This window comes from Pantoea sp. SJZ147, assembly GCF_007828605.1.
GTDB classification, from domain to species: domain Bacteria; phylum Pseudomonadota; class Gammaproteobacteria; order Enterobacterales; family Enterobacteriaceae; genus Pantoea; species Pantoea allii.
On sequence record NZ_VIVB01000002.1, the window covers coordinates 473683 to 495033 of the forward strand.

The window sequence follows — 21351 nt, forward strand, 5'->3', positions numbered from 1 at the left end:
GCAGGTGCACAGCAATCAAAATAGCGGTATAACAGCGCGAGTTACTGACAAAGAGATAAGATCATGGAGTATGAATTTCTGCGGGACGTTACGGGCAAGGTAAAAGTCCGGATGTCGATGGGGCATGAAGCACTGGGCCACTGGTTCAATGAAGAAGTTGAGCATGACGCCAGCGTGCTTGATGAGGTGGAAGCAGAAGCCCTGAAGCTTAAAGGCAGCCAGCGCCAGTGGCAGCGTACCGGGCGTGAATATACGCTCTGGATGGACGACGAAGAGGTCATCGTCCGTGCGAATACGTTGAATTTTGAAGGTGATGAAATGGAAGAGGGCATGAATTACTACGACGAGGAAAGCCTGTGCTTCTGCGGTATGGAAGATTTCCTGGCGGTCATTGCCGCCTGGCGACGGTTTATGCAAAACACATGATCGCTGAGCCATCTTGTTACCCGCACTCCTCCTGCTATATTGATTGATTATGCTCAAATAACTGCATTTTATTCTGCGACTCACGCCACATCTTTTCATTAAATGATTCAATATCATCATGATGATTATAATTAATCAATCTGGTGATGATATGGATATTAAAGCAACCATTGAAAAAATCCCCGGCGGTATGATGGTTGTGCCCCTGGTCTTGGGGGCGGTGGTTAACACACTGGCCCCAGAAGCCTTACAGGTGGGGGGTTTTACCAGTGCCCTTTTTAAAGACGGTGCGCCCGCCCTGATTGGCGCATTTTTGTTTTGCATGGGCGCAGGAATCTCTCTCAACGCTGCGCCAAAAGCCCTGCTGACAGGCGTCGGTGTCACGGCAAGTAAGTTTCTTGTCGCTGTGGCGATGGGCTTTGCTGTCGATAGGTGTTTTGGCGCTGATGGGTTGTGGGGACTGACCTCGGTCGCTGTTATTGCGGCGATGAGCAACAGCAATGGCGGCCTTTATGCCGCGCTGGCGGGTGAGTTTGGTCGCGACAATGAAGTCGGGGCGACGCCCGTGATCGCCCTTAATGACGGTCCGATATTAACCATGATTGCCCTGGGCGCGGCAGGCATGGCAAACATACCGGTGATGTCGGTGGTGGTGGTGATCATCCCTATGCTGCTGGGCATGTTGCTCGGTAATCTCGACCCGCAAATGCGTGATTTCCTGTCTAAGGGCGGCCCGCTGTTAATTCCTTTCTTTGCCTTTGCTTTAGGTGCCAGTATTGATTTTGCCATGTTGCTCAAAGGTGGCCTGGCAGGCATTTTACTGGGTGGGTTAACCACGCTCGTCGGCGGTTTCTTTAATATTAAGGTTGATCGTTTGTTAGGTGGCAGCGGCATTGCCGGCACAGCGGCGTCGAGCACGGCTGGCAATGCTGTTGCCACGCCCATCGCCATCGCCCAGGCCGATCCCGCTTTGGCACATGTGGTCGCCACAGCGACGCCGCTGGTCGCCACCTCTGTCATTGTTACCGCAATTTTAACGCCCATGCTGACCTCATGGGTGGCCAAGGGCAATCAGCAACGATCACTGTCTTCCACGGAGAAACCATTATGAAAATGATCGTCATCGCCGACGATTTTACTGGCGCAAACGACACGGGCGTCCAACTGGCAAAAAAAGGGGCGCGCACGGAAGTGATGCTGACGCCACAACAGAAACCGTCGCGCCGGACTGACGTACTCGTCATCAATACAGATAGTCGGGCGCTCAGCGCTGAGCAGGCGACGATGGCCGTTACCCAGGCGCTTTCTGCCAGGCAGGACGAGGCGCAAAATGACGTGCTGATCTATAAAAAAATCGACTCAACTTTTCGGGGGAATCCGGGGGCAGAGATTGCAGCGGTCATGGCGGCAAGTGGTGCTACGCTGGCGATAGTTGCCGCTGCGATACCTTCGGCAGGGCGAACAACGCGCAATGGCGAATGTCTGGTGCACCAGCGTCCGTTGCTGGAGACGGAGTTTGCCAGCGATCCGCGCACGCCGATTATCTCATCGCGCATTCGTACGCTTATCAGCTTGCAGACCTGCCTGCCGGTGAATGAAATATCGCTGGATGAGGTACGAAGCGGCAACCTGAATGTCCTGCTTGAACGTGTGGCCCGGCAGGAATACAGCATAGTGGTCATGGATGCCGAAAGTGATAACGATCTGAATCTGATTGCCCAGGCGGCCTTAGCGCTGAAAAAACGTCCCCTGTTAGTGGGGGCGGCGGGACTGGCAAATGCGCTTCCGGCGGAAAGTTACATGAATATGCATCAAAGCTTGCCGGTGCTGGTGGTGGCGGGGTCGATGAGTGAAATGACCCGACGCCAGGTGGAGCAGGCACAGCGTCAGGGACGTGTTGAGGTTGTCAGGATTGATGTAAAAACGCTTCTGGCACCTGAAGACGAGAGTCATGACATTGTGACGCAGGCCTGCCAGATACTGATGCAGAACAGGCATTGTGTTTTGCAGACCAGCAGTAACGTTGACGATCGCAACCAGATAGACGCGCTAACCGCGCAATACGATATGAGCCGGGAAGTGTTAGGTGAAACGCTGAGCCGGCGTATCGGCGAAATCACCTTAGCTATCCTGGACCGTGCCCGCACAGGCGGCCTTTTCCTCACCGGCGGCGATATCGCTATTGCCGTGGCTAACGCCCTGGGTGCAGAAGGTTATCGTATTCAGAGCGAGGTTGCCCCCTGTATTCCTTGCGGCACCTTTGTTAACAGTGACATTGATGATTTGCCGGTCATTACCAAGGCGGGCGGATTTGGCACCGACAACACCCTTTGCGAAGCACTCCACTATATTGAGGAGTTGTATCGCAGACAGTGAGTATCAACCTGCACCTCGACGACTTTACAGTCGATGTGCAGGCTAAAATCGGTTTTAGAGAGCAGAAGGTAGGGCTTATTTGTATTAACGTCAGGGTGACAGACAATATTAAATGCCTTACACAACGCTGCGTTTTATTAAAAATAACCGTTCAAAAAATTATATGCCTGGTGTGCTGATGCGGCACTGTCAGGTTGTAACAAAAAATTGATTAATAATGCGCCTCCTTTAAGCCAAATTAAATTCGCCGATTCCCGGCAAGACCTGATCCGAAAAGATTTTCATTATCGTTTCGATTTTATCTGTTTGATTGTATGGTTTTTTTATTTTGTTTTCCTGCTTATTTATTTACTGCGCTACAGCCCGGATAGATAAATTTTCTTGTGATTTTCACTGTTACTGAGAATTAAATTTGTAACGCAGTGGCAATTTTCGAAACAGCGTTAATAATCAACTGAACATTAATACGCGTCTGTTAGCGTCACTCTGCCTCCGGTTGAGTGGGCAGGCTTTTCATTAAATTTATACGTCTGCTTTATTAATGTGTTTTGCCATTAGTCTCAGTTAATTAATGGAATTTAATTGTTTTTTCCACTCGCGGAGAAATTATGCTCAGCAATACATCTATCAGAACACGACTCTATATTGCTTTTGGCACCATTACGCTCGTCATGATTGTTGTTTGCAGCCTGTTTTATGCCGGTTTTGGTCGGGTGACGCAGGCCAGTCAGCTCAATATTCATACTTATCAAGTCGTTGAGGGATTGAACAAAACGACCGAAAATCTGCTTAATATGGAAACCGGTGTGCGCGGTTTTTCGCTCAGCGGAAAAACACCGATGCTGGCGCCGTTTAATGAAGGCAAACAGGCCTTCAGTCAATATATCGAGAGTATTCATCAACTGGTTCAGGATAATCCTGAACAGCAGAAGCGCTTAGCAGATTTGGAAAGCAGGCAACGAAACTGGCTGGAGACGTATGCGCAAAAGGTGATTGATGCGCGTGAACGCCTTAACCAGGGCAGCATGAGTCAGCAGAGCTTTTTCGACATCTTTGCCAGCGGGGAAGGAAAAATCCAAATGGATGCGATGCGCGCGGTGATTGCGTCAATGATTGTCACCGAAAAATCCCTGCTGCAATCACGTGAAGATGAATTGATGAATGAGCGCACAAAGACAAGGATGACCTTGATTGGCGGGTTAATTCTTTCGGCGGGCATTTCATTGATTCTGGGCTTGCTTATTTCACGCAGCATTTCCCGCCCTCTGACGCTGGCGGTGAATACAGCCGATACGATTGCCCGAGGTGACCTGACCTCCGTTATCACCGTTGATCGCAACGATGAAACCGGCAAGCTGCTGGCGGCGCTGGCAAATATGCAAAATCACCTGCGTACGCTGGTTTCCCAGATCAAAGACTCCGCCGCGTCGGTTGAGCTTGCGGCCAGCGAAATCGCCCAGGGAAATACCGAGCTGTCTTCCCGCACCGAAGAGCAGGCGGCGGCATTACAACAGACGGCAGCAAGTATGGAGCAAATCACTGCCACCGTTCGTAATAACACCTCTGTGGCTGAATCCACGGCCTCTTCGGCTCGTGAGACAGAATCGCTGACCCGCGCCAGTGAGAAAGCGGTCAATGAAATGAGTCAGACAATGCACAGCATTTCGGTCAGCGCCGCGAAAGTTAAAGAGATTACCGCGGTGATTCAGAGCATTGCGTTTCAGACCAATATTCTGGCGCTGAATGCGGCCGTTGAAGCCGCAAGGGCAGGCGAGCATGGTCGCGGTTTTGCCGTCGTGGCTACCGAAGTGCGCACGCTGGCACAACGCAGCGCGTCATCCTCTCGTGAAATCGGTAACCTGATTGAAGAAGCGGTCAATGGTGTAGAGAAAGGCGTTAAGGCTGCGGATAATACCGCACACAGTATTCTGAAAGCCGCAAGTGAGGTCGCGTCGCTGGCGCAATATATGGATGGCCTGGCGCTGGCATCGGTAGAGCAGATGCAAGGCGTTTCCCAGGTCAGCGTAGCGGTCACCCAGATGGACAGCGTCACGCAAAGTAACGCTGCGCTGGTCGAGCAGTCGGCTTCTGCCTCACAGTCTTTAACAGAACAGGCCAGAAGCCTGCGCGTGTTAACGGCGGCCTTTCAGGTCTGATTCCCGCTTGCCAGACATCGTAACGGATGTCTGGCAAGTTGGCGGCATTAGCCAGATAGTTTAACGGGTCAGAAAGCGTTCCAGTTCCTGGCCTTTATTGTTTTGTTGATCAAGTTGCGCGGCATAAAAGTCGCAATTGTGTTTCTTTTGACGTGAAAGCGCCGCCATTTTTCTGATCTCCCCGATCCCTTTTCCTTTCAGTCCACAGGCCAACCGTTCCAGGGCACGGGCATTTTCAAACTGATCGAACGCGCGAGGATAGATGAGTTGGGGCACGCCATTTTTGAGTAACTGCGCGGTCGTCCCAATGCCGCCATGATGAATGGCAAATAAGCACGTTTCTGCCAGCGCAATATTCAACTGAGGCACGGTCATAACGTCATCTTTTACCGATAACGCTTTTGCCGTTGGCGTAACAAGAACGCACTTCAGTCCCTCATCCTTTAAATCCTGCAATATCGGGGCAACCGATTTTTTCTCCGCCAGCGCCCAACTGGTAAAAAAGACCACCGTGCGCGAGTCGATAAAAGCAGTAATGCGATCGTCATCCGAGGATGCGCGACTTTTGTTAAGCAGAAAGCCCGCATAAAATCCGTCGCGCGCCTTTTTTTGATAGAACCAGGATTCATATAACACGATTGTATGCTGTTCGCTGCTTACCCAATCGGCATAAATATTACGACAAGCGGGCAGGTTATTGTCGCGGCGTAATTTGTCTATTGTGTCCTGAAGCGTGGGTGAAACCAGCGCTCGTTGAAATAAGGCCAGCTTCCAGTTCAAATTTACCTTAAAGCTTTTTTCCAGCGCGTTGATGAGTCGTCCGGGCTGCAATTTTAAATTTGAATTGGTCAGGCTGATTGCGTATTTCTTTATCTGATATTTATCGCTTACGGCTTTCGCCGCAAAGCACCATAAAGAATGAATGATGATGCAGTCATCGTCGACAAGGGCGCTCATGGCATCGAACATGGCTTCCTGCTGTTCCGCCATATAGTACGAAATCCGTTTTAAAGAATGCTTCTTTTCCCATAAGGATCGATCCTGTACTGCGTTCACGTAGGTTTCTTTATCGCCGACGGCAACAAAGGAAAGTCCGCGAGACACCGCTTCTGACCTGAAATAGTCGTTAGCGAGCAGGTAAACATCGTGATGTTTCTCTTTCAGGAGCGAACCCACTTCAATACAGGGAAAAACATCACCTGCCGAGCCCAGAGCGCCAATAATCACTTTCATTTCAGACACCAATTTGACTAAAAATGGTATTAAAGGCGGCGGCGGTTCGCTCCCGGCTGACCTTTCCTTCCAGGTCTAAAAAGTGTCCCGCATTCTCTGATTTGATAAAAGCGTGTTTTATCTGATTCCCCGCATATCTCTTCAATGTTTTTCTGTGGAGTATGAATATCCAGATCGCCATTGATGAAGTGAAACTGACATGCCGAATTATCGATAATGCGCTTGTAGTCATGATTGCGAATGTTAGAGATTTGCTCCAGGTGGAAACGCCCCTGCCGGTACTCAATCTCATCCAGCGTGGTCAGGTGCCTGAAGTTGCAGAATTTCATTTTATTCGGCAAATACGCACCCACTTCCTCATTCATCAAATGGGCAAGATCGACAAACTTTTTCTCTTTCGAGTACAGGTTTGCCTGCTTAACGTAGGTGCGCATACGATCGTTAAATTCGAAAGAGTAAGACGCAATAATGGCGTGTTCCAGGCCCTCTTCGCCGTTATGTAACAGCTTCAGCGTGGATGCGCCGCCCCATGAGGCGGAAGCGATAATGTTCGGCTTATAGATTGAAATAATTTCCCGGATGATGGCCACTTCATCATCCAGCGTGACGATATTACAGTCCTGCTCGTTGAAAGGCTTCGATTTGCCAGAAAACGGTAAATCGAAGGTAATCACATCGGATTTGTCTGCCAGGAACCGTTTCCAGTTGCGAAATGAAGAAGACGTTGCCAGCGCACCATTGATCAGGATGGTCCTGTTACGCGTAGGAACGCTGCATTTTGTTAACTCCACATAAACGTTAAGTTCATTTATGTTTAGGACGGAACATTCGTGACTCATATCACTCTCCTCACCAACAAGTACCTGCAAATCGTAAAATTTTCTAATGTATAGCACAGGGTGTTGTGATCATTAAGCGATTTTTATGTTTTATTTGAGTTTTTAAAAGGCTGTTTTTTATATTAATGATAATTAAGGTTTTTTATCATAATTTTTGTAATCCTACTGATGTTGCTTAGTTTTAATGACAAATTAAGCTTATGTTTTTCGCGTCCTTACTGTGACGAGGTTCAAGGAATTTCAGGCGGGGCTGGGATCGAAGCACATGCGTAAGGCTTCAGTTTAACGATTGGCATGATAGTTTTTAAGGTTAAATAAATTAATGTTTCCTGGCGGAGATAACGATGAGATTTGGTGTTTAGTCCTGTCTGTTTGTATTAATTCATTCGTTATCGCTGGAAAAGGTAAGCGATGCCGGAGAGTGGCAGGGTTCACCGCGATAAAACAGAGGAAAAGATAAGACAGGTTCTGCGAACAGGAAGCGGTACACACCGCAGCAGATAGCCCGATGAAAGCAGTGAAATGACGAAAAATCCGTTATAACAGCGCTATCCTGGTTTTCGGCGAGAAATAAGTCGTGTTTGAGTCGAATGGCAGGAGGCGTTACGGTCAGGCAAGAGGGGAGAAAATGGCCCCCAATCACGGGGGCGTTGCAGCGGTAAGTTGATTAGTACGTTTTTAATCCCACTGACGGAATATTTCTGCCGTAATAAATCTCGCGCATTTCTTTCCACAGCAGGTCGGTAATACGCTTGTGTTCCTGAGGCGTAAGATCTTCAGGACGGGTATTGAAAAGATAGTGTTTTAAATCGAACTCTTTTAATAACATCTTGGTGTGAAAGATATTTTCCTGGTAAACGTTAACATCAACCATGTCGTACATGCCCTTCATGTCCTCAGACATAAAGTTCTGAATAGAATTAATCTCATGGTCGATAAAATGTTTCACGCCGTTCACGTCACGTGTAAAACCCCGTACGCGATAATCCACAGTGACGATATCTGACTCCAACTGGTGAATCAGATAATTGAGTGCCTTAAGGGGGGAAATCACGCCACAGGTCGACACTTCAATGTCAGCACGGAAGGTGCAAAGGCCGCCTTCAGGGTGGCTCTCTGGGTAGGTATGGACACAAATATGGCTTTTATCCAGATGCGCGACCACAGAATTTGGCAGCGGCCCCGGATGCTCAGAGGTATCAATATCTTTGGGATCGATGGGCTCTTCACTCACCAGAATGGTTACGCTGGCACCCTGTGGCTCATAATCCTGACGCGCGATATTGAGAACATTCGCGCCAATGATCGAACAGGTTTCGGTCAGAATTTCTGTCAGGCGATTGGCATTGTATTGCTCGTCAATGTAAGCAATATAACCATCACGTTCAGCTTCAGTATTTGCATAGCAAATATCGTAGATACAAAAACTCAGGCTTTTGGTCAGGTTATTGAAGCCATGTAGTTTTAGCTTTTGCAATTTTACTCACCCCCTTATAAATGCCCAGTCAGCGCGGGTCTTCCAGTGCATTCAACAGATATTGTGGCAGGGCAAAGCTGCCAGTGTGGATTGCCGGTGTATAGTAACGGCAGTTCAGGCCAGAGGCCTCAAAACGCGCTTGCAGTATGGCAGGATCGGGCTGGCGTAACGCCGGATTGTCGCTTGCCCAGGCAAAGGTCATGATGCCGCCGTAGTAAGTCGGGATAGCGGCCTGATAAAAGCTGACGTCCTGAAAATAGTGACTGAGTTTGCGATGGCTGTTAACCGCCTCATCCTGCTGCAGGAAGCACACGCCGTTTTGGGCAACGAAAATACCGTTTTCATTCAGGGCGTTTTTACAGCCCGCATAAAATTCAGAGGTAAACAGACTTTCGCCAGGACCAATAGGATCGGTGCAGTCAGAGATAATAACGTCGAACTTTTCAGTCGTGTGATTAACGAAATTAACACCGTCATCAATCACCAGATTCAGCCGCGGGTCGTCATAAGCCCCGGCACTGTGGTTGGGCAAATACTGGCGGCAAAAGGTGACCACGCCAGCATCAATCTCGACCATGGTGATTTTTTGGATAGCAGAGTGGCGGGACACTTCGCGCAACATGGCACCGTCGCCGCCGCCAATGATCAGCACGCTTTTCGCCGAACCGTGAGCCAGCAACGGCACGTGCGTCATCATTTCGTGATAGATAAACTCATCACGTTCAGTGGTTTGCACCACGCCATCCAGCGCCATGACGCGACCCATTGCCGCGTTTTCAAAGATGATTAAATCCTGGTGGGCCGTTTTATCACGATAAAGCTGCTTATCGACGGTAAAATACTGGCCAAAGCCGGTATGAAGTGTTTCATACCACATCTCATTTTGGGCCATGATGGGGCTCTCCTTTCGTGACATCACCCTGAAAATCGGCGGGACATCATAGCTAACTATGATAGTCGTTGCACGGGCAAATGTCTGGCGGGAGAGCGGGCTGGCGCGCTATTTTACATAGGCAAGCAGGCTGAGAGAGTCTCGGGCCAACGACTTACATTTTTTGTCGTTAGCAATAGCGATACCGCTTAAATCACGATAGCTGGCTTCGCCGAGTGCCTTCATGTTGTAGTTGTTGTAATTGCTTAAATCCCAGCGGTTCTGCTGGGCAAAAAACACCAACGCCTTACGAATCTGCGCATCGGGCAAATCCTGGTAGCCACAATCATTTTTTAAATAAACGAATACCGCAGTGAGATCGGCAAGATCTTCTGCTTCGGATTCGCTCAGGGCAAAGCTGGTGGAGGAGAAGCCGAAGAGTCCCGCCAGCAGCAGGATCTTGATGCTTTTCTTCATAGTTATTCTCATCTGATAGGAGTCTTAGAGACGTTAGCACAGTTATGTAAAGATTTTCGATCAATTTACGTTTTTCGGGGCATTCTGTGTGGCAGGGCTTGACCTTGCCATAAGGGCAGGGTTTAGGCTTCAGGTCATTTCGTTACAAGGATGCTGATTATGCAACGTCGCCACTTTTTGAAACTCAGCGCGGCACTGGGCGCTGCGGGTGCGCTACCGCTCTGGAGCCGCTCGCTCATGGCAGCCAGCCGACCGCCGCTTCCCATCCCCGCGTTGCTGGAGGCGGATGCCAAAGGCCAGTACAGCCTGACGGCGATGGAGGGCAGCACGCAATGGCAGGGGAAAGCGGTGCCCACCTGGGGCTACAACGGCAGCCTGCTGGGGCCGGCTATTCGCCTGAAAAGGGGGACGACGGCCACCATTAACATCCATAACCGGCTCAGGGAGGCGACGACGCTGCACTGGCACGGCCTGGAAATCCCCGGCGAGGTCGACGGCGGCCCACAGGGCATTATTGCGCCGGGCGCGATGCGTCAGGTTACGTTCACCCCGGATCAGCCAGCGGCAACCTGCTGGTATCATCCCCATCTGCATGGCAAAACCGGTCATCAGGTCGCACAAGGGCTGGCGGGGTTAATCGTGCTGGAAGATCAGGCGTCAGGCACGCTCCGTCTGCCCAGCCAGTGGGGCACGGACGATGTGCCGCTTATTTTTCAGGACAAGCAGCTGACGCCGTCGGGCGAGCGTATCGATTACCAACTGGATGTCATGCGCGCGGCGGTAGGCTGGTTTGGCGACATGATGCTCACTAATGGCGTGCAGTATCCCCAGCATGCCGTCCCGCGTGGCTGGCTCCGTCTGAGGCTGCTTAACGGCTGTAATGCCCGTTCTCTGCATATTGCTGCCAGCGACAAGCGCCCTTTGTATGTTATCGCCAGCGACGGCGGACTGCTGTCTGAGCCGGTCAAACTAGACTCGCTCCCGCTGCTGCCGGGTGAACGCTTTGAGATCATGATCGATACCTCAGACGGCAACGCCTTTGATATCGTTACGCTGCCCGTCACGCAAATGGGCATGGCGCTGGCACCTTTCGATCACCCCTTACCATTGGTGAATATCTTGCCGCTGCGGATCATGGCCAGCGCAACCTTACCTGACCAGTTAGCGACGCTGCCGGCCGTGCCGAAAACAGAAAACCTGACAACGCGCTGGCTGCAGCTCAGTATGGATCCGCAGTTGGATCAACAGGGGATGCAGGCGCTGATGGCGCGCTATGGTGAGAAAGCCATGGGGAAAGGGGCGGACCATGATATGGCGATGGGCAACGATGCGAGTGGGATGAAACATGATGGCGATGCGCAGACGATGGATCACCAGAATATGGACCAGGGTGAGAAGGCTGCGGCGACCTATGATTTTCACAACGGAAATAAAATCAACGGCCTGCCGTTTGATATGACCCGGCCAGCCTTTGACGTGAAGCAGGGCACCCTCGAAAAATGGACCATTTCCGGCGAAGGCGACAGCATGCTGCATCCTTTCCATATTCACGGTACACAGTTCCGCATTCTTTCAGAAAACGGTAAACCGCCTGCCGCTCATCGTCAGGGTTGGAAAGACATGGTGAATGTCGACGGCTGGCGCAGCGAAGTGCTGGTCCGTTTCAACCACCTTGCCGCCGCCGATCATGCGTATATGGCCCATTGTCATTTGCTGGAGCATGAAGATACCGGAATGATGCTGGGTTTTACCGTGACCTGACCTCAGGCACGTTCAAGGGCCAGCCGGATATCCTCTACCAGGTCGCCGGCGTTTTCGATGCCGATAGATAATCGTATCGTCGCGTCGGTGATGCCAATCCGCTGACGCACTGCATCAGGCACGCCAGAATGGGTGGTGGTGCCGGGATGGCTGGCAAGCGATTCGGTGCCGCCCAGGCTGACGGCCTGTTTAAACAGTGAAAGCGCATTGAGAAAGCGAAACGCCGCGGGCTGTCCGCCAACAATGTCAAAAGAGAACGTTGATCCGGCGCCGCTGCACTGTTCACGATACGTTCTGCCTGCAGGGCTTTCTGCATCCAGGTAGGGTAACCAGTGCAGCGCTGCGACTTTGGGATGAGGGCGCAAAAAGGCGGCGACGGCTTCGGCATTGTGAAACGCTTTCTCCATGCGCAACGACAGCGTTTCCAGCGAACGGCCAATCATCCAGCTTGAGTGCGGGTCCAACTGTGTGCCAATCGCGCTACGCAGGGCACGAATTTGCGTCATCAGCGTTTTGTTACCCATCACCGCGCCAGCGATGAGATCGGAGTGCCCGCCCACGTATTTGGTCAGAGAATAAAGCGAGAGATCTGCACCCAGCGTCAAAGGCTGCTGAAAAATTGGGCCCAGCAGCGTGTTATCACAGGCGACCACCGGACGTGAACCCTGTTGCCGTGCAATGTCGTCGGCGATGCGTGCCATCAGGGCAATATTGACCAGGCTGTTAGTCGGGTTAGCCGGTGTTTCCACCAGAATCAGCGCAACCCGTCCCAACGCCATCGCGCTATGTGCCGCATCGCGCACTTTGGCCTCATCGTGCCCGTCACTAAAGCCAACCGCGTTGATGTTCAGATTATGCAGTGTCTTACTCAGCAGCGTTTCCGTACCACCATACAGCGGCTGAGAATGCAAAATGACGTCACCCGGCCTTGCAAAGGTTAACAGCGTTGTCGAAATGGCTGCCATACCGGAGGCGAACAAGGCACAGCTTTCTGCCTGTTCATAGATTGCCAGTCTGTCTTCAACGATCTCACTGTTAGGATGATTAAAGCGGGAATAGACCAGTCCGCCGCTTTTGCCTTCTGGCGGCTGACGGCGGCCTGAAACGTAATCGAAAAAGTCGCGGCCTTCTTCTGCGCTGTCAAAAACAAAGGTTGAGGTAAGAAACACCGGCGGCTTAACCGCCCCTTCAGACAGGCGAGGATCGTAGCCATAATTCAGCATCTGCGTTTCAGGATGCAGTTGACGATCGCCAACGTGCGTTTTCTTACTTGAGGGTAAGGCCATGGAGATCTCCCAATAAGGTCGTTAACCGCATAACGATATGTTGTTAAAATCGTATCATGCAGTAATTAATGCTGCTAAATGCCGTATTGTTCTAAGGTAATGCTGAAGATGCAACAGCCTGAACGCAGGTGAAGAATTTTACCGCACGTAAACGTTTGCTATTTCCGTGCGGCGTCAGTACTCAGTTCTACTATGATAAACTGCGTGGCTTTGTGAGCTACCAGGCAGAAGGCAATGAAACATACTGTTGACGTAATGATCCCTGAAGAGGCAATCGCCGCGCGCATTGCTGAACTGGGCAAAGAGATTACCGCCCATTACCGCGACAGCGGCAGTGATATGGTGCTGGTGGGGCTACTTCGTGGCTCGTTCATGTTTATGGCTGATTTATGCCGCGTCATTGACGTGCCACACGAAGTCGATTTTATGACCGCATCCAGTTACGGCAGCGGTATGTCCACGACCCGGGATGTCAAAATCCTCAAAGATCTGGATGAAGATATTCGGGGTAAAGACGTATTAATCGTCGAAGACATCATCGACTCCGGTAACACGCTTTCCAAAGTGCGCGAGATCCTGCGTCTGCGTGAGCCAAAATCACTGGCGATTTGTACCCTGCTGGACAAGCCTGAACGCCGTGAAGTCGACGTCAGGGTTGAATACGTGGGCTTTTCCATTCCTGACGAGTTTGTCGTGGGCTTTGGCATTGACTATGCGCAGCATTATCGCCATCTGCCTTACATTGGCAAAGTGGTGCCGCTCGAAGACTGAATGCCGTTTACCGCACATTCTTCCAAGGCCCGCGCCCTTCATTTCGTGTAGGCTTGTCGCGCACAGCGGTTACTGGCGCTAAAAATCGCCCTTAACCAACAGATTGGCCATGCCGTGACGATAGCGTTGCTCAAGGTTTTCCCGGCTGCTTGCCGTAACATCAAGGTTACGCAGGCAGCCATCCTGGATACCGTAAACCCAGCCATGCAGCGAAACTTTGCGTCCGCGCTTCCAGGCGGATTGCAGAATAGTGGAATGCCCCAGATTATAAACCTGCTCAACGACGTTGATTTCGCAGAGTTTATCCAGGCGTTTATCCGGCGGGAGTTCTCCCAGCAACACGCTATGCTTGTACCAGAGATCGCGAATGTGCAGCAGCCAGTTATCAATAAGACCGAGCTCTGGATTATCCATTGCGGCCTGCACACCGCCGCAACCATAGTGGCCGCACACGATGATGTGTTCAACTTCCAGCACTTCAACGGCGTATTGCACGACAGAAAGGCAGTTGAGGTCGGTATGAACCACCAGGTTGGCAACGTTGCGATGAACAAACAGTTCGCCGGGTTCAAGGCCGGTGAGACGTTCGGCGGGTACGCGGCTGTCTGAACAGCCAATCCAAAGGAAACGCGGTTTTTGCGCCTGAGCCAGTCGCTCAAAAAAGCCGGGATCTTCTTTGACCAGTAATGTGGACCATTCGCGGTTATTACTGATCAGGGTATCAATATCTGTCATGGCGTTAAGCAACCTGTTACTGCGCATTTGCGTGCGCGTACTATAGGCGAAGGCTTCCTAAATTCAAACGGCATTACAATGCCACAAAACAGGGTATGTATTCAGAATGACCTATGCACTGGAACTTTCCCGGCTGACCAAGACCTATCCCGGCGGCGTACAGGCGCTCAAGGGCATCGATCTCAACGTCGAAGCCGGTGATTTTTATGCACTACTGGGACCTAACGGCGCGGGTAAATCAACCACTATCGGCATTATCAGTTCGCTGGTGAATAAGTCTGAGGGAAGCGTACGCGTCTTCGGCCACGATCTGGAAAAAGACGTGGTCAATGCCAAACGCCAGTTGGGCCTTGTCCCACAGGAGTTTAACTTCAACCCGTTTGAGACGGTCATGCAGATCGTGGTGAATCAGGCCGGTTACTATGGCGTTGAGCGCCGTGAAGCGCTTCAGCGTGCGGAAAAGCATCTGAAACAGCTCGACCTGTGGGAAAAACGCAATGAGCGGGCGCGGATGCTGTCCGGCGGGATGAAACGTCGCCTGATGATCGCCCGTGCCCTGATGCATTCGCCTAAATTGCTGATTCTGGATGAACCCACTGCCGGGGTTGATATTGAACTGCGCCGCTCAATGTGGGTGTTTCTGAAAGATCTCAATGCCCAGGGCACCACCATTATCCTGACCACTCACTATCTTGAAGAGGCCGAAATGCTGTGCCGCAACATCGGCATTATTCAAAATGGTGAACTGGTAGAAAACACCTCAATGAAATCTCTGCTTTCAAAGCTGAAATCAGAAACGTTCATCCTGGATCTGGCCCCGCGCAGTCCGTTGCCGTCGCTGGAAGGTTTCCAGTACCGGCTGGTTGATACCTCGACGCTGGAAGTGGAAGTGCTACGCGAGCAGGGGCTGAACAGTGTATTTAGCCAGCTCAGCGCCCAGGGCGTACAGGTACTGAGTATGCGCAACAAAGCGAATCGTCTGGAAGAGCTGTTCGTCGGCCTGACGCAAGGAAAAACAGGAGCTAAAGCATGACACATTTGTACTGGGTGGCGTTAAAGAGCATCTGGGCCAGGGAGGTGAACCGTTTCGCCCGTATCTGGATTCAGACGTTGGTGCCGCCCGTCATCACCATGACGCTTTATTTTATTATCTTCGGTAACCTTATCGGTGCGCGCATCGGCGATATGAATGGGTTCAGCTACATGCAGTTTATTGTGCCTGGATTGATCATGATGTCGGTGATCACCAACGCCTATGCCAACGTGGCTTCCTCGTTCTTTAGCGCCAAATTTCAGCGCAATATCGAAGAGCTGCTGGTGGCACCGGTGCCGACGCACATCATTATTGCGGGCTACGTCGGTGGCGGTGTGGCACGCGGGGTTTGTGTTGGTGTGCTGGTCACGGCCGTCTCGCTGTTTTTCGTGCCGTTCCATGTGCACTCCTGGATGATGGTTGCCATCACGCTGCTGCTCACTGCCGTGCTGTTTTCGCTGGCGGGCCTGATCAATGCGGTGTTTGCCCGCACCTTTGACGACATCAGCCTGATTCCCACCTTTGTGCTGACGCCATTAACCTACCTGGGCGGCGTATTCTATTCGCTGACGTTGTTACCGCCAGTGTGGCAGGCGATTTCAAAGCTGAACCCGGTGGTATACATGATAAGCGGCTTCCGCTTTGGCTTTCTCGGTATCCACGACGTGCCACTGGCCCTGACCTTATCGGTTCTGATTGCCTTTATCGTGGTGTTCTATATCGCGGTGTACTTCCTGATCCAGCGCGGGCGTGGATTGCGCACCTGATGCAGTAACGGGCAAAAAAAAGCAGCGATATCGCTGCTTTTTTATGCCAACTGACCTATGCCAGCTGTACCGGCAGCGCTTTTGCGAGGCGCTTCATCTGATTATCCCCTTCAAAGTAGGCCACGTTGGGCTGCCACTGGCGGGCTTGTGCATCATCGACCTGCACATAGGAGCAAATAATCAGGATATCGCCTTCGCAGGCACAGCGAGCCGCTGCACCGTTTACCGAAATGATTTTCGAGCCACGTTCGGCCGCGATGGCATAGGTGGAGAAACGCTGACCGTTGGTAACGTTATAAATATCAATGGCTTCATATTGCAGGATGCCAGAAGCATCAAGGAAATCCTGATCGATGGCGCAGGAGCCTTCATAGTTCAGGTCCGCCTGCGTCACTTTCACGCGATGCAATTTGCCTTGTAAAACCGTGCGAATCATAGTCAGAAACCTTGTTAAACAGCCAAAAATACGACCTTCAACCCGCAGCCTTTACTGCGTGAGGTCGACCTGTTGATTATCGATCAGCCGTGCGTTCCCCAGCCAGGCCGCCATTAAAACCACGGCACGCTGACTGTCCACCGTCAGAGGCTGTAGCGTTTCTGCATCACAGATTGCCAGACCGTCCGGGCGAAAGCCTTTTTCCTGCAGCGACAGATTCGCGGCATCAATAATATCGTCAATCTGCCGCTCGCCATTAGCCAGTCGGGCTGCCATCTCATTCATCACCTGGCTCAGCGCGGGGGCCAACTTGCGTTCATCATCAGTGAGATAACCATTGCGTGAACTGAGTGCCAGACCGTCTTTGGCGCGCACCGTGGGCACACCAATAATCTCAATGTCGAAACCCATATCCGCCACCATTTTACGAATGATGGCTAACTGCTGAAAATCTTTCTCACCGAAGCAGGCAATATCGGGCTGAACCAGATTGAATAATTTACTGACGATGGTCGCGACGCCGCGAAAATGGCCGGGACGACTCGCGCCTTCCAGCAGCGATGACAACACGGGGACGTCCACAAACGTCTGATTGTCCAATCCCTGAGGATAAACCTCCGCAGGTGAGGGGGCAAACACCACATCGACCGCATGGCGGTTCAGCTTTTCGCAATCCTCCTGAAGCGTGCGCGGATAGCGGGCCAAATCGTCAGGACGATCAAACTGCATGGGGTTGACGAAAATGGACACGATCACGATATCACCCCGTTCACGTGCCTCGTCGACCAGCGTCAAATGTCCTTCGTGCAGATTGCCCATAGTCGGCACCAACGCGATGCGTTTACCTTGCTCGCGCCAGCGACGAACGTCGCGGCGTAACATGGGCAGAGTTTCGATGATCAGCACGGCAATTCTCCTGAATTACTGGAAACTGTGTTCCACGGCGGGGTAGCGTCCTGCTTCAACTTCGGCAATATATTGGCGAATGGCCGCCCGAATATCGCCCGTCTCCGCCAGGAAATTTTTAGCAAATTTGGGAACATGTCCGCCAGTGATGCCCAGGGCGTCATGCATGACCAGTATCTGACCGTCAGTGACATTGCCTGCGCCGATACCAATAACCGGAATCGCCAGTGCCTGGGTCACGCGCTGTGCCAGCGCAACAGGGACGCACTCCAGCACAAGCAGCTGTGCACCCGCCGCCTCCAGGGCCAGGGCATCAGCCAGAAGCTGCTCTGCGCCCGCTTCATCGCGGCCCTGCACTTTATAGCCACCAAAAATATTCACGGACTGCGGCGTTAATCCCAGATGCCCGCAAACCGGAACGGCGCGCTCCGTCAGCATTCGTACGCTGTCCGCCAGCCATGCGCCGCCTTCCAGTTTCACCATATTGGCACCGGCGCGCATCAATTGCGCCGCATTATCAAAGGTTTGCTGAGGCGTGGCATAACTCATAAAGGGCAGGTCAGCCAGCAAAAGCGACTGAGGCGCGCCACGGCGCACTGCAGCGGTATGGTAGGCAATGTCATTTACCGTAACGGGCAACGTTGAGTCATGGCCTTGCACGGTCATTCCAAGTGAATCGCCCACCAGCAGGACCTGAATGCCTTCATCGGCAAACAGTCGGGCAAAACTAAACTCGTAGGCGGTCAGGGTGGCGAATTTTTTGCCGCTTTCTTTCCACTGACGCAGGTGAGAAATGGTGGTGGGTTTCATGGTGCTCTCAACTCAGAAATTCAGATTGGCGCATTTTACTGGATAGTGTTGCAGAGCGGAATCCATGAAGTGTGATTAGGTGCTTAGCTGTGCCATGGTCGGATGCTGGAACGGTCCAGCTGTGCCAGGATTGGTTTAAGCGACCGACCATCTGGCAGGCTCAGATCGGGGGCAATCTCCAGCAACGGAACCAGCATAAATGCGCGATTAAGCAAATCATAATGCGGCACGGTGAGACGGTCGCTGTTGAGGCTGGCCGTACCAAACAGCATGATATCAATATCCAGCGTGCGTGGTCCCCAGCGCTCGGCCTTGCGAACGCGACCGTGTTCCTGCTCAATGCGCTGCGTCTGGTCCAGCAGCGCCTCGGCAGACAACGCGGTATCGAGAGCTACGGCCGCATTGAGATAATCGGGCTGGTCCGGTGGGCCGTAGGGCGGCGTCCGGTAAAAAGCGGAGGTCGCCACGCGCTGTGTATCAGGGAGTGCATCCAGCGCTGACAGCGCTGCATCAATCTGATGCAGCGGATCGGCAAGGTTACTGCCTAGTGCCAGAAACACACGTGTCATGACGCGCTATTGTTATCACGACGCGGAGCCGTTGAACGGCGACGTGGGCGACGTGTGCGGCTGCGTGGTGCCGGATCGTCTCCCAGCGTATTCAGCATGGTTTTCTGCTGTGGCGGCGCGGCCACCTGGAACTCGCCCCACCACTTACTCAGACGCAGCAGTTCCGGGTTATTTTCTACCTCAGCCCGCAAAGAAAGCAGGTCATAAGCGGCGCGGAACTTCGGATGCTCCATCAGCTTCCAGGCTCGCTTACCATGGCGACGAGACATGCGTAACTGCAGCTGCCAGATATCACGAATTAACGATGTGATGCGTTTAGGGATCGCCAGCGCACGGCAGGCTTCATCCAGCGTATCGTTCATTGCCAGGGCAAAGGCATCGTAATAGGTCAGGCCACTTTCCTGCGCAATGCGTTCGGCGGCTTCAAGCTGGGGATACCAGAACATCGCGGCAAACAGAAACGCCGGATTAACCCGCATATCATTCTGAATACGGTTATCGGTGTTCTTCAGCACCTGCGCCAGCATGCGTTCCATGTGGCTGTCGCCGTTCTCGGTAAAGTTACGCGCCAGCGTCGGGAACAGCGGCTGAAATAACTGGTATTCACACAGTTTAAGCCAGGTACTGTAGCCATAGCCGGCCTGCAGCAGCTTTAGCGACTCTTCAAACAGGCGCGCGGCGGGCACGTCACGTAGCAACGACGCCAGGCGTGGAATCGGCTCGGCCGTTTCAGGCGCAATGCGCATATTCAGTTTGGCAGCGAAACGCGCGACACGCAGCATCCGCACCGGATCTTCGCGATAACGGGTTTCCGGGTCGCCAATCAGGCGAATGATGCCTTGTTGCAGATCGTTCAGCCCACCAACATAGTCGCGCACCGAAAAATCAGCCACGCTGTAATAGAGGCTGTTGATGGTCAGATCGCGACGCTGGGCATCATCTTCGATGTTGCCAAAAATGTTGTCGCGCAGCAGCATACCGCTCTGGGCACGCTGAGAGTTGTTCTGATCGTCGGTGGTCTCTTCAATCTGATGATGACCGCGGAACGTTGCCACTTCGATCACTTCCGGGCCAAACATCACGTGCGCCAGACGGAAACGACGACCAACCAGACGGCAGTTGCGGAACAGTTTACGCATCTGCTCCGGCGTGGCGTTTGTGGTCACGTCGAAGTCTTTCGGCTTCTGCCCCAGCAGCAAATCGCGTACGCCACCGCCAACAAGATAGGCTTCATAACCGGCTTTATTCAGGCGATATAGCACCTTGAGGGCATTTTCGCTGATGTCTTTACGTGAGATGGTGTGGCTTTCACGAGGAATGATGGTCATATGACTCTCAGGTTCAACCTCTGCTGGTGCTTCCTCGTCATCACGCTTCAGGACTTTCCGGCAAAAATTAGCTACTCGGGTAAAAATGGGACACCTCGACAGTGACAATTAGGGTGTAGGTAAAATCAGCGGCTAATCATAGCCTGTTGTGAATCATTTGAGAATGCTGTTGTCTATGCATCCGTTATCAGGGCGTTATCATGAGGTATCAAAGCGATATTCCACTGCTTCACGGCCTCAGACAGCAGTTTCTCCTGCGTTTTGTCCTTCCAACCTTCGCCAACCGGCTGCCCCAGAAAGCGTAAAGCCTGTACCAGGCAGGGACGTGTATCCCCATCAGGCAGCGCGGGCGCATGATTTTGTTTAGAAAGTTTGTGACCATCAGCGGTGATCGCCAGGGGCAAATGCAGATAGTCCGGCGGCATCCAGCCGAATTGCTGATAAAGCGCAATCTGCCGTACCGTTGGCTCAATTAAATCAGCCCCACGCACAATTTCTGTGATGCCCTGATGATGATCGTCCACGACCACCGCCAGATTGTAAGCAAACAGCCCATCACGACGATGAATAATAAAATCTTCTTCAGCCAGTCGCCTGTCGGCGACGACCTCGCCCCTGAGCCGATCCTGAAAACGATAGACAGGTGCATGCTGGCGCAGGCGCAGGGCTGCCTTATCGGGGCCATGTTGCCGGTCCCGACAGTGACCATCGTAAAAGCCGCCAGTTTGCTGAATGCGGCTTCGCGAACAGGTGCAGAAATAACTTTGACGCTGCGTTCTCAACCACTGTAGTGCGTCACGATAGGCGTCATGACGCTGCGACTGCCACATCACCTCACCATCCCAGTTCAGGCCGTAATGCTCCAGCTGTTGCAGAATCCGCGTTGCGGCACCCGCGACTTCACGAGGCGGATCGATATCTTCAATACGCACCAGCCAGCGACCATGCTGTGCGCGAGCGCTGAGGTAACTGCCTAACGCAGCAATCAGGGAGCCGAAATGGAGTTCACCGGAAGGGGATGGCGCAAAGCGCCCAACGCAGGATGAGAATGACATAGGCATTATGAACCAGACGGCGGAAAAAGATGGCCTTTT

The 21351-nt window shown here is 52.3% G+C and carries 21 protein-coding genes; 8 read left to right on the forward strand and 13 right to left on the reverse strand.

What is annotated here, in order from left to right:
- Positions 1 to 63 precede the first annotated feature (63 nt).
- The 4 genes from yacL to FBY13_RS04850 all read left to right on the forward strand — a co-directional run bounded on the left by yacL (position 64) and on the right by FBY13_RS04850 (position 4958).
- Complete coding sequence (gene yacL / locus FBY13_RS04835) at positions 64 to 426, forward strand: protein YacL (RefSeq protein ID WP_063878433.1); 363 nt, start codon at positions 64 to 66, stop codon at positions 424 to 426.
- A gap of 151 nt (positions 427 to 577) precedes the next feature.
- Positions 578 to 1537 (forward strand): 2-keto-3-deoxygluconate permease, encoded by a 960-nt coding sequence (locus FBY13_RS04840; protein ID WP_145393631.1) that lies wholly within the window; start codon positions 578 to 580, stop codon positions 1535 to 1537.
- Positions 1534 to 2802: a four-carbon acid sugar kinase family protein gene (locus FBY13_RS04845; protein WP_167385756.1), complete on the forward strand. Its 1269-nt coding sequence runs from the start codon at positions 1534 to 1536 to the stop codon at positions 2800 to 2802. The genes FBY13_RS04840 and FBY13_RS04845 overlap by 4 nt, the downstream gene beginning before the upstream one ends.
- Positions 2803 to 3410: 608 nt before the next feature.
- On the forward strand, positions 3411 to 4958 hold the full coding sequence (locus FBY13_RS04850; RefSeq protein WP_109718236.1) for a methyl-accepting chemotaxis protein: 1548 nt from the start codon (positions 3411 to 3413) through the stop codon (positions 4956 to 4958).
- A 60-nt stretch (positions 4959 to 5018) separates the two neighbouring features.
- Here FBY13_RS04850 and FBY13_RS04855 read toward each other — a convergent pair whose 3' ends face one another.
- From FBY13_RS04855 to FBY13_RS04875, 5 genes are all read right to left on the reverse strand, one after another.
- Positions 5019 to 6191, reverse strand: coding sequence for a nucleotide disphospho-sugar-binding domain-containing protein (locus FBY13_RS04855; protein ID WP_145393632.1), 1173 nt, complete (start codon positions 6189 to 6191; stop codon positions 5019 to 5021).
- A gap of 29 nt (positions 6192 to 6220) precedes the next feature.
- A complete protein-coding gene (locus FBY13_RS04860) occupies positions 6221 to 7030 on the reverse strand; it encodes an alpha/beta fold hydrolase (RefSeq protein ID WP_255474419.1) in 810 nt (269 codons plus the stop codon).
- Positions 7031 to 7697: 667 nt separating this feature from the next.
- Positions 7698 to 8507, reverse strand: coding sequence for an adenosylmethionine decarboxylase (speD, locus tag FBY13_RS04865; RefSeq protein ID WP_013024649.1), 810 nt, complete (start codon positions 8505 to 8507; stop codon positions 7698 to 7700).
- Between the two features lie 28 nt (positions 8508 to 8535).
- Positions 8536 to 9399, reverse strand: coding sequence for a polyamine aminopropyltransferase (gene speE / locus FBY13_RS04870; protein WP_063878439.1), 864 nt, complete (start codon positions 9397 to 9399; stop codon positions 8536 to 8538).
- A 108-nt stretch (positions 9400 to 9507) separates the two neighbouring features.
- The gene (locus tag FBY13_RS04875) at positions 9508 to 9855 is read right to left on the reverse strand and encodes a YacC family pilotin-like protein (protein ID WP_063878440.1); all 348 of its coding nucleotides are present in this window, start codon (positions 9853 to 9855) and stop codon (positions 9508 to 9510) included.
- A 159-nt stretch (positions 9856 to 10014) separates the two neighbouring features.
- Here FBY13_RS04875 and cueO point away from each other — a divergent pair, with 159 nt between their 5' ends.
- Positions 10015 to 11616 carry a multicopper oxidase CueO gene (gene cueO, locus FBY13_RS04880; RefSeq protein WP_145393633.1) on the forward strand — a complete coding sequence of 534 codons (1602 nt, stop codon included), beginning with the start codon at positions 10015 to 10017 and terminating at the stop codon, positions 11614 to 11616.
- Positions 11617 to 11618: 2 nt separating this feature from the next.
- Here the strand turns inward: cueO and FBY13_RS04885 are convergent, their stop codons facing one another.
- Positions 11619 to 12902 (reverse strand): cystathionine gamma-synthase family protein, encoded by a 1284-nt coding sequence (locus FBY13_RS04885; protein ID WP_063878441.1) that lies wholly within the window; start codon positions 12900 to 12902, stop codon positions 11619 to 11621.
- A 234-nt stretch (positions 12903 to 13136) separates the two neighbouring features.
- On the opposite strand from FBY13_RS04885, the gene hpt reads away from it, so the two are divergent.
- Positions 13137 to 13673 (forward strand): hypoxanthine phosphoribosyltransferase, encoded by a 537-nt coding sequence (hpt, locus tag FBY13_RS04890; protein ID WP_096012086.1) that lies wholly within the window; start codon positions 13137 to 13139, stop codon positions 13671 to 13673.
- A gap of 78 nt (positions 13674 to 13751) precedes the next feature.
- Here hpt and can read toward each other — a convergent pair whose 3' ends face one another.
- On the reverse strand, positions 13752 to 14408 hold the full coding sequence (can, locus tag FBY13_RS04895; protein ID WP_172823888.1) for a carbonate dehydratase: 657 nt from the start codon (positions 14406 to 14408) through the stop codon (positions 13752 to 13754).
- Positions 14409 to 14514: 106 nt separating this feature from the next.
- On the opposite strand from can, the gene FBY13_RS04900 reads away from it, so the two are divergent.
- Both FBY13_RS04900 and FBY13_RS04905 read left to right on the forward strand, forming a co-directional pair.
- On the forward strand, positions 14515 to 15441 hold the full coding sequence (locus tag FBY13_RS04900; RefSeq protein WP_145393634.1) for an ABC transporter ATP-binding protein: 927 nt from the start codon (positions 14515 to 14517) through the stop codon (positions 15439 to 15441).
- Positions 15438 to 16208 carry an ABC transporter permease gene (locus FBY13_RS04905; protein ID WP_063878445.1) on the forward strand — a complete coding sequence of 257 codons (771 nt, stop codon included), beginning with the start codon at positions 15438 to 15440 and terminating at the stop codon, positions 16206 to 16208. Before FBY13_RS04900 ends, FBY13_RS04905 begins: the two co-directional genes overlap by 4 nt.
- 55 nt (positions 16209 to 16263) lie before the next feature.
- Here the strand turns inward: FBY13_RS04905 and panD are convergent, their stop codons facing one another.
- The 6 genes from panD to gluQRS form a co-directional block, all read right to left on the reverse strand.
- Positions 16264 to 16644 (reverse strand): aspartate 1-decarboxylase, encoded by a 381-nt coding sequence (gene panD / locus FBY13_RS04910; RefSeq protein ID WP_063878446.1) that lies wholly within the window; start codon positions 16642 to 16644, stop codon positions 16264 to 16266.
- Positions 16645 to 16695: 51 nt separating this feature from the next.
- Complete coding sequence (gene panC, locus FBY13_RS04915) at positions 16696 to 17550, reverse strand: pantoate--beta-alanine ligase (RefSeq protein WP_145393635.1); 855 nt, start codon at positions 17548 to 17550, stop codon at positions 16696 to 16698.
- Between the two features lie 15 nt (positions 17551 to 17565).
- Positions 17566 to 18360, reverse strand: a complete 795-nt coding sequence (panB, locus tag FBY13_RS04920) for a 3-methyl-2-oxobutanoate hydroxymethyltransferase (protein WP_145393636.1) — start codon at positions 18358 to 18360, stop codon at positions 17566 to 17568.
- Positions 18361 to 18443: 83 nt separating this feature from the next.
- Positions 18444 to 18929: a 2-amino-4-hydroxy-6-hydroxymethyldihydropteridine diphosphokinase gene (gene folK / locus FBY13_RS04925; RefSeq protein WP_063878449.1), complete on the reverse strand. Its 486-nt coding sequence runs from the start codon at positions 18927 to 18929 to the stop codon at positions 18444 to 18446.
- Positions 18926 to 20344: a polynucleotide adenylyltransferase PcnB gene (gene pcnB / locus FBY13_RS04930; RefSeq protein ID WP_208625032.1), complete on the reverse strand. Its 1419-nt coding sequence runs from the start codon at positions 20342 to 20344 to the stop codon at positions 18926 to 18928. Before pcnB ends, folK begins: the two co-directional genes overlap by 4 nt.
- Before the next feature lie 86 nt (positions 20345 to 20430).
- Positions 20431 to 21312 (reverse strand): tRNA glutamyl-Q(34) synthetase GluQRS, encoded by an 882-nt coding sequence (gene gluQRS / locus FBY13_RS04935; protein ID WP_063878451.1) that lies wholly within the window; start codon positions 21310 to 21312, stop codon positions 20431 to 20433.
- Positions 21313 to 21351: the final 39 nt, after the last annotated feature.

What these genes read in the sequence shown, in the direction of transcription:
- panB (WP_145393636.1), bottom strand. Translation starts at nt 18,360, where the DNA reads ATGAAACCCACCACCATTTCTCACCTGCGTCAGTGGAAAGAAAGCGGC.
- yacL (WP_063878433.1), top strand. Translation starts at nt 64, where the DNA reads ATGGAGTATGAATTTCTGCGGGACGTTACGGGCAAGGTAAAAGTCCGG.
- FBY13_RS04850 (WP_109718236.1), top strand. Translation starts at nt 3,411, where the DNA reads ATGCTCAGCAATACATCTATCAGAACACGACTCTATATTGCTTTTGGC.
- hpt (WP_096012086.1), top strand. Translation starts at nt 13,137, where the DNA reads ATGAAACATACTGTTGACGTAATGATCCCTGAAGAGGCAATCGCCGCG.
- speE (WP_063878439.1), bottom strand. Translation starts at nt 9,399, where the DNA reads ATGGCCCAAAATGAGATGTGGTATGAAACACTTCATACCGGCTTTGGC.
- gluQRS (WP_063878451.1), bottom strand. Translation starts at nt 21,312, where the DNA reads ATGTCATTCTCATCCTGCGTTGGGCGCTTTGCGCCATCCCCTTCCGGT.
- panD (WP_063878446.1), bottom strand. Translation starts at nt 16,644, where the DNA reads ATGATTCGCACGGTTTTACAAGGCAAATTGCATCGCGTGAAAGTGACG.
- FBY13_RS04845 (WP_167385756.1), top strand. Translation starts at nt 1,534, where the DNA reads ATGAAAATGATCGTCATCGCCGACGATTTTACTGGCGCAAACGACACG.
- FBY13_RS04840 (WP_145393631.1), top strand. Translation starts at nt 578, where the DNA reads ATGGATATTAAAGCAACCATTGAAAAAATCCCCGGCGGTATGATGGTT.
- FBY13_RS04905 (WP_063878445.1), top strand. Translation starts at nt 15,438, where the DNA reads ATGACACATTTGTACTGGGTGGCGTTAAAGAGCATCTGGGCCAGGGAG.
- folK (WP_063878449.1), bottom strand. Translation starts at nt 18,929, where the DNA reads ATGACACGTGTGTTTCTGGCACTAGGCAGTAACCTTGCCGATCCGCTG.
- FBY13_RS04875 (WP_063878440.1), bottom strand. Translation starts at nt 9,855, where the DNA reads ATGAAGAAAAGCATCAAGATCCTGCTGCTGGCGGGACTCTTCGGCTTC.
- FBY13_RS04860 (WP_255474419.1), bottom strand. Translation starts at nt 7,030, where the DNA reads ATGAGTCACGAATGTTCCGTCCTAAACATAAATGAACTTAACGTTTAT.
- FBY13_RS04885 (WP_063878441.1), bottom strand. Translation starts at nt 12,902, where the DNA reads ATGGCCTTACCCTCAAGTAAGAAAACGCACGTTGGCGATCGTCAACTG.
- can (WP_172823888.1), bottom strand. Translation starts at nt 14,408, where the DNA reads ATGACAGATATTGATACCCTGATCAGTAATAACCGCGAATGGTCCACA.
- cueO (WP_145393633.1), top strand. Translation starts at nt 10,015, where the DNA reads ATGCAACGTCGCCACTTTTTGAAACTCAGCGCGGCACTGGGCGCTGCG.
- FBY13_RS04855 (WP_145393632.1), bottom strand. Translation starts at nt 6,191, where the DNA reads ATGAAAGTGATTATTGGCGCTCTGGGCTCGGCAGGTGATGTTTTTCCC.
- FBY13_RS04900 (WP_145393634.1), top strand. Translation starts at nt 14,515, where the DNA reads ATGACCTATGCACTGGAACTTTCCCGGCTGACCAAGACCTATCCCGGC.